Annotated in this window: 16 protein-coding genes; 13 read left to right on the top strand and 3 right to left on the bottom strand. The window is 65.3% G+C overall.

Features of this window, described 5'->3' with window-relative positions; all coding sequences use genetic code 11:
- The first annotated feature begins 333 nt into the window (after positions 1-333).
- From KVT32_RS11690 to KVT32_RS11680, 3 genes are all read left to right on the top strand, one after another.
- On the top strand, positions 334-1,269 hold the full coding sequence (locus KVT32_RS11690) for a 3-hydroxyacyl-CoA dehydrogenase family protein (protein ID WP_152382810.1): 936 nt from the start codon (positions 334-336) through the stop codon (positions 1,267-1,269).
- A 170-nt stretch (positions 1,270-1,439) separates the two neighbouring features.
- Positions 1,440-2,780 carry a short-chain fatty acid transporter gene (locus KVT32_RS11685; protein WP_056319815.1) on the top strand — a complete coding sequence of 447 codons (1,341 nt, stop codon included), beginning with the start codon at positions 1,440-1,442 and terminating at the stop codon, positions 2,778-2,780.
- 142 nt (positions 2,781-2,922) lie between these two features.
- Positions 2,923-3,651, top strand: a complete 729-nt coding sequence (locus KVT32_RS11680; protein ID WP_152382811.1) for an SDR family NAD(P)-dependent oxidoreductase — start codon at positions 2,923-2,925, stop codon at positions 3,649-3,651.
- A gap of 50 nt (positions 3,652-3,701) precedes the next feature.
- On the opposite strand, the gene KVT32_RS11675 is transcribed toward KVT32_RS11680, so the two are convergent.
- Positions 3,702-4,484, bottom strand: coding sequence for an IclR family transcriptional regulator (locus KVT32_RS11675; RefSeq protein WP_142052616.1), 783 nt, complete (start codon positions 4,482-4,484; stop codon positions 3,702-3,704).
- 195 nt (positions 4,485-4,679) lie between these two features.
- Here KVT32_RS11675 and KVT32_RS11670 point away from each other — a divergent pair, with 195 nt between their 5' ends.
- The 6 genes from KVT32_RS11670 to KVT32_RS11645 are packed head-to-tail and all read left to right on the top strand — an operon-like array spanning position 4,680 to position 8,538.
- The gene (locus KVT32_RS11670; protein ID WP_056319823.1) at positions 4,680-5,369 is read left to right on the top strand and encodes a 3-oxoacid CoA-transferase subunit A; all 690 of its coding nucleotides are present in this window, start codon (positions 4,680-4,682) and stop codon (positions 5,367-5,369) included.
- The gene (locus tag KVT32_RS11665; RefSeq protein WP_056319825.1) at positions 5,366-6,010 is read left to right on the top strand and encodes a 3-oxoacid CoA-transferase subunit B; all 645 of its coding nucleotides are present in this window, start codon (positions 5,366-5,368) and stop codon (positions 6,008-6,010) included. Before KVT32_RS11670 ends, KVT32_RS11665 begins: the two co-directional genes overlap by 4 nt.
- Positions 6,011-6,070: 60 nt before the next feature.
- A complete protein-coding gene (gene catC, locus KVT32_RS11660) occupies positions 6,071-6,346 on the top strand; it encodes a muconolactone Delta-isomerase (protein ID WP_056319828.1) in 276 nt (91 codons plus the stop codon).
- Positions 6,347-6,358: 12 nt separating this feature from the next.
- A complete protein-coding gene (locus KVT32_RS11655) occupies positions 6,359-6,655 on the top strand; it encodes a YciI family protein (protein WP_056319830.1) in 297 nt (98 codons plus the stop codon).
- A 57-nt stretch (positions 6,656-6,712) separates the two neighbouring features.
- Positions 6,713-7,492 carry a 3-oxoadipate enol-lactonase gene (gene pcaD, locus KVT32_RS11650; protein ID WP_056319832.1) on the top strand — a complete coding sequence of 260 codons (780 nt, stop codon included), beginning with the start codon at positions 6,713-6,715 and terminating at the stop codon, positions 7,490-7,492.
- A gap of 5 nt (positions 7,493-7,497) precedes the next feature.
- Positions 7,498-8,538: a cyclase family protein gene (locus tag KVT32_RS11645; RefSeq protein ID WP_193725334.1), complete on the top strand. Its 1,041-nt coding sequence runs from the start codon at positions 7,498-7,500 to the stop codon at positions 8,536-8,538.
- A 72-nt stretch (positions 8,539-8,610) separates the two neighbouring features.
- On the opposite strand, the gene KVT32_RS11640 is transcribed toward KVT32_RS11645, so the two are convergent.
- Positions 8,611-8,937 carry a PsiF family protein gene (locus tag KVT32_RS11640; protein ID WP_062839027.1) on the bottom strand — a complete coding sequence of 109 codons (327 nt, stop codon included), beginning with the start codon at positions 8,935-8,937 and terminating at the stop codon, positions 8,611-8,613.
- A gap of 217 nt (positions 8,938-9,154) precedes the next feature.
- Between KVT32_RS11640 and KVT32_RS11635 the strand changes: the two genes are divergently transcribed.
- Together KVT32_RS11635 and KVT32_RS11630 are read left to right on the top strand one after the other, a co-directional pair.
- Positions 9,155-9,499 (top strand): FxLYD domain-containing protein, encoded by a 345-nt coding sequence (locus tag KVT32_RS11635; RefSeq protein WP_152382815.1) that lies wholly within the window; start codon positions 9,155-9,157, stop codon positions 9,497-9,499.
- 187 nt (positions 9,500-9,686) lie between these two features.
- Positions 9,687-10,337, top strand: coding sequence for a carbonic anhydrase (locus KVT32_RS11630; RefSeq protein WP_152382816.1), 651 nt, complete (start codon positions 9,687-9,689; stop codon positions 10,335-10,337).
- A gap of 54 nt (positions 10,338-10,391) precedes the next feature.
- Here KVT32_RS11630 and KVT32_RS11625 read toward each other — a convergent pair whose 3' ends face one another.
- The gene (locus KVT32_RS11625) at positions 10,392-11,069 is read right to left on the bottom strand and encodes a GntR family transcriptional regulator (protein ID WP_056319843.1); all 678 of its coding nucleotides are present in this window, start codon (positions 11,067-11,069) and stop codon (positions 10,392-10,394) included.
- 205 nt (positions 11,070-11,274) lie between these two features.
- Between KVT32_RS11625 and KVT32_RS11620 the strand changes: the two genes are divergently transcribed.
- Together KVT32_RS11620 and KVT32_RS11615 are read left to right on the top strand one after the other, a co-directional pair.
- Positions 11,275-12,069, top strand: coding sequence for an SDR family NAD(P)-dependent oxidoreductase (locus tag KVT32_RS11620; protein ID WP_217618239.1), 795 nt, complete (start codon positions 11,275-11,277; stop codon positions 12,067-12,069).
- Positions 12,070-12,152: 83 nt separating this feature from the next.
- Entirely contained in the window at positions 12,153-13,367 is a 1,215-nt protein-coding gene (locus KVT32_RS11615) for an ABC transporter substrate-binding protein (protein ID WP_217618238.1), read from the top strand.
- Positions 13,368-13,382 lie beyond the last annotated feature (15 nt).

The raw sequence follows: 13,382 nt of genomic DNA, 5'->3' as shown, positions 1-13,382 counted from the left end.
AAGACAGCAGCCAGCGGACACGACCAGCACACGTCACAACTTCACAAGCCATCACCTGGCCAGACAATCCTCCGCCCACATACCCCAGCCCGATGTCCAAGCGCGCACCACCGTCCACCCACCGAACACCCCCCATCCCCCATTTGTCCACCCCCAGCAACTTTTAGTACTATCCCCCACAGAAATTCTATACACGCACAAATGTTCGTATATAGAACACAAAGATTTTTCTGGCCAGCCGCGCACAGAAAGGCACCCTCGGACGAGACAGCGTTCCTCCTGGTCCCCGCGTGCCCGCGTGCAAGCAGCAGCCGCAAGCACCAAGCGAGCCATATGGACACTCCCCTCAGAAATCTCGCCGTCATCGGCGCAGGCGCCATGGGCAGCGGCATTGCCGCGCTGTTCGCCTCGAAGGGACTCAATGTCGTTTTGATCGATCCGGTCGACGGCGCCCTGGACCGAGCCCTCAAGACCATCGAACGGCAGTTGAACGTCTACGCGCCCGGCGAAGTCCAGCAGGTCATCCAGCGCATCCGCATGGAGCAAGGCCTCGAAGCTGCCGCCGCCAGCGACCTCGTCATCGAGGCCGTCCCGGAGAACCTGGATCTCAAGCGCGGCATCTTCGCCAAGCTCGACACCCTGTGCCCCGCGCACACGATCTTCGCCACCAACACCTCCGGCCTGTCCATCAACGCTATCGCCAGCGCCGTCCAGCGCCGCGACCGCTTCGTGGGCGCCCACTTCTTCACCCCCGCCGACGTCATCCCCCTCGTCGAGGTCGTCCGTAACGACGACACCTCCGAGGACACCGTTGCCAAAGTCATGGCCACCCTGCGCTTCGGCGGCAAACGCCCCGTCCTCGTGCGGCAGGACATCCCCGGCTTCATCGCCAACCGCATCCAGCATGCGCTTGCGCGCGAAGCCATCTCCCTGCTGGAAAAGGGCGTTGCCAGCGCCGAAGACATCGACGAAGTCGTCAAGTGGAGCCTCGGCATTCGCCTCGCCCTGTCCGGCCCACTGGAACAGCGCGACATGAACGGCATCGACGTTCATTACGCCATCGCCAGCTACCTCTACAAAGACCTCGAGAACCGCACCGAACCGTCCGACCTGCTCAAGAGCAAAGTCGACAGCGGCCACCTCGGCGCCAAGAGCAGCCAGGGCTTCTACACCTGGAGCCCCGAACGCCGCGAACGCGTCCTGCGCGAGAAAAGCGCCGCCCTTGGCGAACTGGCTGCCTGGCTGAACGGCAAGGCCGGCGGCTCCTGAGCCGTTCTCAAACATTCACAAAAAAGCGCGGCGGCCAAGACCGACCGCGCCATCGGGCCACGAGCCCACCCACACAAAGAAAAGCAATCGTCCCGCGCGCCCGCATCGTCACCCGATGACGCGCGCCGCCGGACATCAGAGAACCGCCTTACGGAGTTGTTGGAGGCACCATGAATAAATTGGCTTCATTCTTTACCGAGCTGATGCGCAAGTATCTGCCCGATCCCTTTGTCTTTGCGATCGCGCTCACCTTGCTCACCGTGCTGCTGGCCATGGGCATCGAAGGCCAGAGCATCGGCGATGTCACCCGCGCCTGGGGCAAAGGCTTCTGGAGCCTCTTGGCCTTCACCACCCAGATGGCCGTCATCCTGGCCATGGGCTACGTGCTGGCCACCGCGCCGCTGACCGACCGAATGCTCAACCGCATCGTCAGCCACGTCCACAAGCCGCACACCGCCATCATCGTCGCCACCCTCGTCGGCGGCATCGGCAGCTACCTGAACTGGGGCTTTGGCCTGGTCATCGGCGGCATCGTCGCCAAGAAGCTGGCCCTGAAGGTCAAGGGCGTGCACTACCCCCTGATCATCGCCGCCGCCTACAGCGGCTTCACCATGTACGGTCTTGGCCTGTCGGCCAGCATCCCCGTGCTCGTCGCCACGCCCGGTCACCCCACCGCCGCGCAGATGGGCACCATCCCCCTGTCCCAAACCATCTTCTCCGTGCCCATGCTGATCACCAGCCTGGTCATCATCATCACCCTGCCGCTGCTCAACGCCTGGCTGCACCCCAAGAAGGGTGAAGCCATCGTCGAAGTCGATCCCAACATCGACCGCGACGCCAACGCGTCCAGCGCCGCCGAAGACATGCTCGAAAAGGGCACGCTCGCCTCCAAGCTCAACAACAGCCGCCTGCTCAGCCTGCTCATCGGCGCGCTCGGCGTGGCCTACGTCGTCTTTCACTTCATGGACGGCGGTTCGCTGGACCTGAACCTCATCAACTTCATCATCCTGTTCCTCGGCATCATCCTGCTCGGCACCCCCGCCGCCTACGTCGCCAAGCTGACCGAAGGCATCAAGACCATTTCCGGGATCATCCTGCAGTACCCGTTCTACGCCGGCATCATGGCCATCATGGCCGCCTCGGGTCTGGTCACATCGATCTCCAAGGTCTTTGTCGACGTCGCCACGCCTGAAACGCTGCCGTTCTGGGGCCTGATCAGCTCGTTCGTCATCAACTTCTTTGCGCCGTCCGCCGGCGGCCACTGGGTCATCCAGGGTCCGTTCATGATCGACGCCGCCAAGGAAATCGGCAGCGCGCTCAACCAGACCACCATGGCCGTCATGCTGGGCAACGCCTGGAACGACCTCGTGCAACCCTTCTGGATCCTGCCCGCGCTGGCCCTGTCCAAGCTCAAGCTGCGCGACGTGATGGGCTATACCGTCATCATGATGCTGTGGGTCGGCGTGATCCACATCACCGCCGTCCTCGCCTGGGGCTACCTGACGCATTGAGCCCCCCCGTACGCGCTCGCGCGCGCCCCCCAGGGGGCGACACCTGCAGACCGGCGGAGCCGGATCTGGCGGTGTCCCCGATCTGGGGTGGAACTAGGGCTATTGTCAGAGCCGTGTTTTTTTGAACCGAACGGGAATTGATATGACCAAACCCACCGCATATCTCGTCACCGGCGGCAGCGCCGGGATCGGCGCGGCCATCGTCCGCATGCTGCTCGATGCCGGCCACAAGGTCGTCAACATCGACTACAAGCTGCCCGAGAATCCGCCGGCGGGTCTGGTCTCGTATCAGGCCGATCTGACCGATGAAGCGCGCACGCAGGAAGTGGCCCGCGAAGTCACCAGCGCGTTCAACATTGTCGGCCTCGTGAACAACGCCGGCGCCACGCGGCCCGGCACCGCCGACACCGCCACGCTGGCCGACCTGGACTACGTCGTTAATCTGCACCTGCGCACCGCGCTCATCCTGGTGCAGGCCACGCTGCCCGCCATGCGCGAAGCCGGCTTCGGCCGCATCGTCAACATGTCCTCGCGCGCGGCGCTGGGCAAGCCGGATCGCGTCGTCTATTCGGCCACGAAGGCCGGACTGGTGGGCATGACCCGCACGCTGGCCATGGAACTGGGCGGCGACGGCATCACCGTCAACGCCATCGGCCCCGGCCCCATCGCCACCGACCTTTTCACCAAGAGCAATCCCGCGGGCGCGCCGCAGACCGAGCGCATCATCAACAGCATCGTCGTCAAGCGCCTGGGCACCCCTGAAGACGTCGCACGCGCCGCGATGTTCTTTTTGTCGCCCGACAACGGGTTCGTCACCGGCCAGATGCTGTATGTCTGCGGCGGCACGACGCTTGGCGTCGCACCCATCTGAACGCGGCCGCCATGTCCCTGCCGACCGACCTCGCCATCCGCCCGCGCCGCCTAGCGGCGCAGCAGCGCGTGGTTGATCTGGTCGGCGGCGCGGCGCAGCGGCGGCAGAAAGGCCTCCAGCATCGCCTCGCGCGAAAACCGGTTGGCATGGCCGCTGACGTTCATCGCGGCGATCACGCGGCCGCTGCGGTCGATGATGGGCACCGCCACCGACTGCAGGCCGGGCTCCAGTTCCTGCGCCACGCACGCGTAGCCATCGGCGCGCACGCCGGCCAGCACGCGCTTGATCTCATCGATGTCGGTAACGGTATCCGCCGTGTAGCGCTGGATCTGGCTCATCGCCAGCACGCGGTCCAGTTCGGCCGGCGGCAGGCCCGCCAGCAGCACGCGGCCCATCGACGTCACCCAGGCCGGCAAGCGGCTGCCCACGGCCAGGTTGATCGTCATCACCTTATGGGTCGACAGCCGCAGGATGTAGACGATGTCGGCGCCTTCCAGCACCGACACGGAACACGATTCGCGCGTCAGCTCGGCGACTTCTTCCATGTAGGGCAGCGCCAGGTTCCACAGCGGCGTGCCCGACAGGTAGGCGTAACCGAGCTCCAGGATGCGCGGCGTCAGCGAGAACTTGCGGTCGTCGACGGTGACGTAGCCCAAATGTTCCAGCGTCAGCAGAATGCGGCGCGCGCCCGCGCGGGTCAGGCCCGTCACGGCCGCGACTTCGGACAGCGTCATCTGCGAACGGTCGGGGCCGAAGGCCCGGATCACCGACAGGCCGCGCGCGAAGGATTGCACGTAACTGTCGCTGGGTTGCTGGGGATCTTGCTCGGCCATCCGTCTGGTTCCAAGAGTAAAAGGCCCGCCGCCGGCGAGCCCTGCGTTGCCCCTTGCGGGCGACTCCGAACGATGGAGAGTGCGGCGTGCGGGCATGCCTTGACGCCTTCGCAGTCCCCATGAAACGATGTTCTTCAGAAGAACGAAAGTTCGAAAGAAGAACAAATTATGACACGCCACCTATGAGCGAACATCATGATCTCTAAGCTTGTTGCAAGCGCTGCCGCCGCCCTGGCGGACGTCCCCGATGGCGCCACCGTCATGATCGGCGGCTTTGGCACCGCCGGCCAGCCCATGGAACTGATCGACGCCCTGCTTGAACAGGGCGCCAAGGACCTGGTCATCATCAACAACAACGCCGGCAACGGCACCACCGGCCTCGCCGCGCTGCTGGGCGCCAACCGCGTGCGCAAGATCATCTGCTCGTTTCCGCGTCAGGCGGACTCGCAGATCTTCGACGGCCTGTACCGCAGCGGCAAGCTGGAACTGGAACTGGTGCCCCAAGGCAACCTGGCCGAGCGCATCCGCGCCGCCGGCGCCGGCATCGGCGCGTTCTTCACGCCCACCGGCTACGGCACGCCGCTGGCCGACGGCAAGGAAACCCGCGAAATCAACGGCCGCCAGTACGTGCTGGAGTACCCGCTGCACGCCGACTACGCGCTCATCAAGGCCGAACGCGGCGACCGCTGGGGCAACCTGGTCTACCGCAAGACCGCCCGCAACTTCGGCCCCATCATGGCCAGCGCCGCGCGCGTCGCCGTGGCCCAAGTGCGCGAAATCGTCGAACTGGGCGAGCTGGACCCCGAAACCGTCGTGACCCCCGGCATCTTCGTCAAGCGCGTCGTGCAGATCGCAGGCCAAGCGGCCGCCAAGGAGCAGCAATGAGCACCAAACTGACCCGCGACCAGATCGCCGCCCGCGTCGCGCAGGACATTCCCGAAGGCGCCTACGTGAACCTGGGCATTGGCCTGCCCACGCTCGTCGCCAACCACCTGCCGGCCGGCCGCGAAGTCATCCTGCACACCGAAAACGGCATGCTGGGCATGGGCCCGGCGCCCGCCAAGGGCGAGGAAGACTACGACCTCATCAACGCCGGCAAGCAGCCCGTCACCGAACTGCCCGGCTGCTCGTTCTTTCATCATGCCGATTCGTTCGCGATGATGCGCGGCGGCCATCTGGACATCTGCGTGCTGGGCGCCTTTCAGGTCTCGCAGCACGGCGACCTGGCCAACTGGCACACCGGCGCGCCCGACGCCATCCCCGCCGTGGGCGGCGCGATGGATCTGGCCATCGGCGCGAAGGACGTTTTCGTGATGATGGAACTGCAGACCCGCGAAGGCCAGAGCAAGCTGGTCGAGACGTGCACCTATCCGCTGACCGGCGTGCGCTGCGTATCGCGCGTGTACACCGATGTCGCGGTGTTCGACATCAACAAGGACGGCGTGACCGTCACCGACATCTTTGGCGACATGACCGCCGATGAGCTGCTGCGCCTGACCGGCCTGCCGCTCAAGTTTGCGAACTGAAGTCCCTTAATTGCCGATACGCCGCCCCGCCAGCCGGGGCGGCATCATGGAGAGTCCATCATGTTGTTCATGGTTCAAATGCAAGTCAATCTGCCCGTCGACATGCCTGCCGACCGCGCCGACAAACTGAAGGCCGACGAAAAGGCCCTGGCGCAGCAGCTTCAGCGCGACGGCAAGTGGAAGAGCCTGTGGCGCGTTGTCGGCCGCTACGCCAACGTCAGCATCTTCGACGTCGAAAGCAACGACGAACTGCATGCGCTGCTGTCGTCCCTGCCGCTCTTCCCGTACATGGATATCGAAGTCACGGCGCTTGCGCGCCATCCCTCGGCGATCTGACAGGAGCCTTGCATGCCCTACATCATCGAAACCTTCGACAAGCCCAACCACCAGGACATGCGCCAGCAGCATCGCGCCAAGCACCTGGAATACCTGGACGCCAACAAGCAGCTCCTGTTGGCGTGCGGCGCCAAGCTGCAGGATGACGGCAAGGATGCCGGCGGCGGCCTGTACATCGTTGACGTCGACACGCGCGAAGCCGCGCAGCAGTTCATCGATGCCGACCCCTTCGCGCAGGCCGACCTGTTCGACCGCGTGACCATCACCCGCTGGCGCAAAGCCTACGTCGACGGCGTCTGCCACCTGTAATCCCGCGCGGCCGCCGTCAACGACGCCCGGCCGCGGCTTTCCCGGAAGGAATCCCACATGTCTTATGCCGATCTCAGCCAGGCACGGCTGTTCTACGTCATCGATGGCCCCGCCGACGCGCCGGTGCTCGTGCTCTCCAATTCGCTGGGCACCTGCGCCGACATGTGGGCCCGCCAGATCCCCGAACTGACCCGCCACTTCCGCGTGCTGCGTTACGACACCCGCGGCCACGGCAAGTCCTCGGTCCCCGAAGGCGAATACAGCTTCGAGCAGCTGGGCAACGACGTCGCCGAACTGCTGGCGCACCTGGACATCAAGCGCGCACACTTCTGCGGCCTGTCGATGGGCGGCCCGACCGGCCTGTGGCTGGCGCTGGCGCGCCCCGAACTCGTCGGCAAGCTGGTCCTGTGCAACACCGCCGCGCGCATCGGTTCGACGGAAGGCTGGAGCGCCCGCATCGCCGCCGTCGCTGAGCAGACGCTGGAAAAGATGGCCCCCACGCTGGTCGAGCGCTGGCTGACCGACGGCTACCGCGCCGCCGAACCCGGCCTCACGCAGGTCCTGATCGACATGCTGCGCCGCACGCCGGACGCGGGCTACGCGGGCAACTGCGCCGCGCTGCGCGACGCCGACTTCCGCGAACAGGTGTCTTCGATCACCGCGCCCACACTCGTCATCAGCAGCACGCACGACCTGGCCGCCACGCCCGCGCAAGGCCAGGAACTGGCCGCCGCCATTCCCGGCGCGCGCTATGTCGAACTGAACACCTCCCACATCTCGAACTGGGAGCAACCGGAAGCCTTCACCCGCGTGGTCGTCGACTTCCTGACGGGGTGAGCCGCATGCAACGCTGGAAGCACCGGCCCGAAGGCTCCAACTGGGGGGACTTCGGGCCCGACGACCAACTCGGGCGCCTGAACCTCATCACCGAAGAGCAGGTTCTGAAGGGCGCGCGCGAGATCCGCGCCGGCAAGACCTTCTGCCTGTCGCTGCCGCTGGACCTGCCGGGCGGCAACGTGCTCAACCCGCGCCGCCATCCGCCGCAGCTAAGCCCGACGAAGCTCAAGGACACGCCGTACCTGAACTTCCCGCTCAAGAACGTGAACCCGGACGCGCTCGATGTGCTGAGCGACGACCAGGTGCTGCTGTCCATGCAGTATTCGACGCAGTGGGACGCGCTGGCGCACGTGGGCGCGCTGTTTGACGCCGATGGCGACGGCACGCCGGAACTGCGCTACTACAACGGCTTTCAGGCCGGCGTTGACGTTGTGGGCCCCGCCGACGGCGACCACACCGGCTGCGGCTGCAACAGCGGCGGCCCGTCCGCCGCGCTGAAGCTGGGCGTCGAGAACCTGGCGCAAAAGGGCATGCAGGGCCGCGGGGTGCTGGTGGACCTGTTCCGCCATTACGGCCCGGGCCGCACGCTGATCGGCCACGCCGAACTGATGCACGTGCTGGACGCGGACGGCATCGCCGTGGAGCCCGGCGACATGCTGGTGCTGCGCACCGGCTACGCCGAAGCCGTGGTCGCCATGAACGGCGCCCCGGACCCCGAGGTGCTGCACACCTACGGCGCCGCGCTGGACGGCACCGACGACGCGCTGCTGCAATGGATCACCGACAGCGGCATCGCCGCCATCTGCGCCGACAACTACGCGGTCGAGGCCTACCCCGCCCGCGAAAAGTCCGGCCCGCGTCCCATGCTCCCGCTGCATCACCACTGCCTGTTCAAGTTGGGCCTGCCGCTGGCCGAGCTTTGGTATTTGAAGGACCTGGCGGATTTCCTGCATGCCAACGGCCGCCACCACTTCATGCTGACCGCGCCCCCGCTGCGCCTGCCGCATGCCATTGGGTCGCCGGTCACGCCGATTGCCACGGCGTGACGCGCGTAGCGCCGCTGTCAGCGGGCCAAAGAAAACGCCAGACCTCGTCTGGCGTTTTTGCTTGCCGGGCGGTCAGCCCTTCAGGCAGGTGCTCATGAAAGTCTTGCGGGCCTCGCCCGTCAGCTTTTGCTCGCCGGCCTTGGCGTTGCAGTCCTTCATCTTCTGCTGCTGCGGCGTCAGTTGCTTGGCGGGCTCCTCGCCCTTCAGGCAGCTGCTCATGAAGGTCTTGCGGTCGTCGCCCTTCTTGCCCTCGGCGGCCTTGTTGCAGTCCGACATGCGCTGCTGCTGCGGCGTGGGCGTCTTGGCGGTTGAGGGCGCGGCGGGGGTCTGGGCCTGCGCGCCGGCAAAACATGCGGACAACAGGATGGCCGAGGCCAGCTGGGTGGTACGGGAAAGCATGAGTTCCTCCCTTGAGCGCCCCTCGCGCAATGGCACGCGCGACGCGGGCGGCACGGTCCGCCGGCCAAGGCGCCGGCCCGGTCATCATCGGACAAACCCACAGCGATGGCAACTTCCGCCGCAACCTGTTACCCATTCATCCATCTGACCCGTTGTATCCCCGGCCGGAAAGGAGTGAGATAGGCAAAACCCGCGCCGCGAGCCCCAGGAGACGCCCATGAAAAAAATCATCCTCGCCTCGATTGCCGTGCTGGCCAGCGCCTGCGCCACCACCGCCGGCGCGCAAAGCCTTGCCTACGGCGTCACTTTGGGCAACGTCCAGGCCGTGCGCGACAGCACCCGCAACGTCTCGACCATCACCGGTTTCCTGGCCAACCAGTCCGAACGCCCCGTCAATAGCGTCCTTCTGACGTACGTCCTGTACGACGCCCAGAACCGCGAGGTCGGCCGGGTCAGCGAAGACATCGTGGGCCCTCTCGCCCCCGGCCAGATCAAGGTGGTCAAGGCCATCACGCCGCTTGAATTCGCTCGCGTGACCCCGCTGGACGTAGCGGCCCGCTAAGGCCGCCCAGGGCTTCGACCCGCCGCAAAAAAACCCTTTCAATATCAGGGTTTAGACAGGTGGCTATCAGCCCAATTATGGGAAAATCCCGACTGCCGACTCGATAAAAGGGGCTTCCACACGAAGCCCCTTCGTGCGTATGCCGGCGCGCCAGCAAGCCTGGCCTCGATATTAGGAACTGAAGATCATGTTTCCCAAAAGACTCTCCGAAGGCTACCAATCCTTCCTTGACGGCCGCTTCCAGACGGAAAGCAGCCGCTATCAAAAGCTGGCCGAAATCGGCCAAAGCCCGGAAATCCTGATCATTGGCTGTTGCGACTCGCGCGTATCGCCCGAAGTGATCTTCGACGCAGGCCCCGGTGAAATGTTTGTGGTGCGCAACGTGGCCAACCTCGTACCGCCCTGTGATCCCGACTCGGAATCGTCGTACCACGGCACCAGCGCCGCCATCGAATTCGCGGTCAACGGCCTGAACGTCAAGCACATCGTCGTGCTGGGCCACGCCTCCTGCGGCGGCATCCGCTTCTTCTTCGACGACGCCACGCCGCTCAGCAAGAGCGATTTCATCGGCAAATGGATGTCGCAGATCGAACCCGTCGCCAAGGGCATGTCCCCCGAGACCGGTGATCGCCAGGCCAACCTGAAGCGCCTGGAACTGGCCACCGTCGCGCACAGCCTGAACAACCTGATGACGTTCCCGTCGATCCGCCGCCGCGTCGAAAAGGGCGAACTGGAACTGCACGGCGCCTACTTTGGCGTGGCCACCGGCGTCCTGTTCCTGCGCGATCCGGAATCCGGCGAGTTCAAGCCCTGCCTGGAAACGGGCGTCACGGAATAAGTGGCGCGGGCCTTGCGCCCGCGCCACTGGCTTGCGACAGGCGCGCCGGGCCGTTCAAACCCGGTACGCCTGGGCCAGCCGCTCGTAGTTGTTCTTCAGGATGATGCCCGCGTAGTACACGTGTTCGCGCATCAGGTCCTCGGCCCGCGCGCCGTCGCGGGCGATGATGGCGCTCACGATCCGATGATGGTCATCGTGCGAGCGCAGGATGATCCCGTGGTCTTCCCACAGGATGATCCGGTCCGACGCATACGGAATCGCCTGCGCCTGCGTCGCGAACCGCTTCACCCATGGATTGCCCGCCGCTTCAAGAATGCCGTTGTGCAAGGTGATGTTGACCTGCTGGTACGGCAGATGGTCTTCCGGCAGCAACACGCCCTTGGCAAGAATCCGGTCGCCCTCGTCCAGGCAGTTCTTCAGCACCGCGACCGCGTCATTCGAGAGGCCGCGCAGCGCCGCCTGCCGGCAGGCCAGGCCCTCCAGGGCGGCTCGCACTTCATACGCCGCCACAATCTCCCCGATGTCGTAAGCCCGCACGGTGTAGCCGCGCTTGGGCAAATGTTCGAGCAGGCCTTCGTTGCCCAACGTGGCGAGCGCCGCGCGTACCGGCGTGCGCGACACGCCCAGTTTTTCGGCCAGCGGGATTTCTTCCAGCCGGGCGCCGGGACTGAACTTGCCGTGCAGCACCCAGTCCCGCAGCGTATCGGTGACGTGTTGAGATAGCGTATCCATGCGGCAATTGTATACATGAAGAATACATGCGGCAGTGTGCTCTAGCCCTATCTCAGGGCTTTCCATAGTGCTTCTGTCGTAAATCAAACGTCGTTCAGGGTAAGCCCCTATACCTGCCCTACGACCATGTATACATAATCGCAAAAAATCAGACTGGCGGCCGATCCAATCCCAAGGATGGACGACACGCCACGGAGGAGACAGCATGACCAATGTATCCAAGCCCGCCACGGCCGGCCCGGAGTTCCGCCTCGCCCTCGTGACCGGCGGCGGCGGCGGCATCGGCGCCACGATCTGCCGGGAACTCGCACAGGCCGGACTGCGCGTGGTGGTGTCCGACGTGGACAGCGACCGTGCGCGCCGGGTGGCCGACGAGCTGGGCGCGCCCCACGCCGCGCATGCCTTTGACGTCAGCGACGAAGCGGCCGTCGACAGCGCATTCGAGCAGATCGAAAGCCAGCACGGCCCCATCGCGGTGCTGGTCAGCGCGGCCGGACTGCTGCTGTTCCAGGAGAACGGCGAGCGGCCGCTCATCAAGGACACGTCGCTCGATATCTGGGAACGCAGCTTTGCCGTGAATGCGCGCGGCGTGTTCCTTTGCGGACGCGCCTACCTGCGCCGGCGCGAAGCCAAGCCGCTGGCGCATGGCAGGGTCGTCACCTTCACGTCGGTCGCCGCGCAACTGGGCGGCTACCGGTCCAGCGCCTCTTACATCGCCGCCAAGTCGGCCGTGCTGGGCCTGACCAAGGCCATGGCGCGCGAGGCCGCCCATCTTGGCATCACAGTCAACGGCATCGCGCCCGGATTGATCGACACCGACATGCTGCGCAGCACCGTCACCAGCAGCGGCGCGCTGGCCGCGGCTGCACAGGCCATCCCGCTGGGCCGCATCGGCACCGCCGAGGAAGTGGCCGCGGCCGTGCGGTTCCTTGCCTCGGAAGATGCGGGCTACATCACCGGCAGCGTCATCGACGTGAACGGCGGCTACCGCATGCAGTAAGACTTACCCGGCGGCACCGCCGTCAACGCATCAAAGCGTCATCCACCAAAGACGCGCATCCAAAAAAGAACGGGAGACCAAGCATGAACCAACGTAGTCGCTACGCGGCCGCTGCCGCGCTGTGCGCCCTGGCCTTTTCGGCCGCCGCGCAGGCGCAGCAGGAACCGGGGATCACGGACAAGACCATCAAGATCGGCGTCTTTGCGCCGCTGTCGGGCAGCGGCATGGCCTACGGCTTTGACGTGCTGAACGCCGCCAAGATGTGGTACGCCAAGGTCAACAAGGAAGGCGGCGTCAACGGCCGCCAGATCGAACTGGTCGTGGAAGACGACCGCTGCAACGCCAACGATCTGGTCGCCGCCGTCAAGAAGCTCAACGAGCAGGACAAGGTCTTCCTGCTGAACGGGGGATCGTGTTCGGCGGCCGTCGTCGCGTCGCGCGAATATATCGAGCGCGAAAAAGTGCCGCTGGTCATGCTGAATGCCTCGGGCGACGGCGCGCTTTACCCGCCGTCCAAGTACATCTACGGCGCCTTCTCGATCTCGCAGCACGCCGTCGGCGGCTCGATGGTGCAGTTCGCATCGGAACACCTGAAGGCCAAGAAGATCGGCTACATCAATCATGACGACGCCTACGGCGGCTGGAACCTGGAGGCGGCGCAGTCGCAGGCAAAACAGCTTGGCGACCCGGCGCTGCAGGTGCAGTCGGTCAACCCGAGCATCACCGACGTGACCGCGCCCATGCTGAAGATCCGCTCGGGCAATCCCGATGTGCTGCTGCTGACAACGTATGCGCGCCCCGCCGCCCTCATCATCAAGAAGGCGCACGAACTGGGCTGGAACAAGCCCATCGTGCTGGCGGTCAATGGCACGGCGGATCTCAAGCAGCTCGTGGAGAACGTGGGCAACAAGGATGCGTTCAAAAACGTGTACATCCAGGACGTGCTGGCCGATCTGCCGGGCGGGCCGAAGCTGACGTGGGTGTACGACATGTACAAGCAGTCGTATCCCGACCTGGCGGCCAAGCCCGGGCACCCGCAGTCCTACATGCCTTACGGCATTCCGCCCGCCATGGCGGTCGTGAACGCGCTGAAGGCCTCCGGCCCGCAGCCCACGCGTGAAAAGGTGCTGCAGGCGCTGGAAACCATGAAGTTCGACTCGGGCGTCATGGCAGGCCCCATCGAGTTCGGCCCGGGTGACCGCGCCGCGCAGGAGGCCGCCATCTACATCAAGTTCGATGGAACGAACATGACGCTCGTGCCTGGCGCCTTCAAGAGCACCTGGCAATACCAGAAGTAAACCCGCGGCCCGTCA

Source organism: Achromobacter sp. GbtcB20 (assembly GCF_019091095.1).
Taxonomy (GTDB): domain Bacteria; phylum Pseudomonadota; class Gammaproteobacteria; order Burkholderiales; family Burkholderiaceae_B; genus Achromobacter; species Achromobacter mucicolens.
This window is presented reverse-complemented; position numbering and strand designations above follow the sequence as displayed.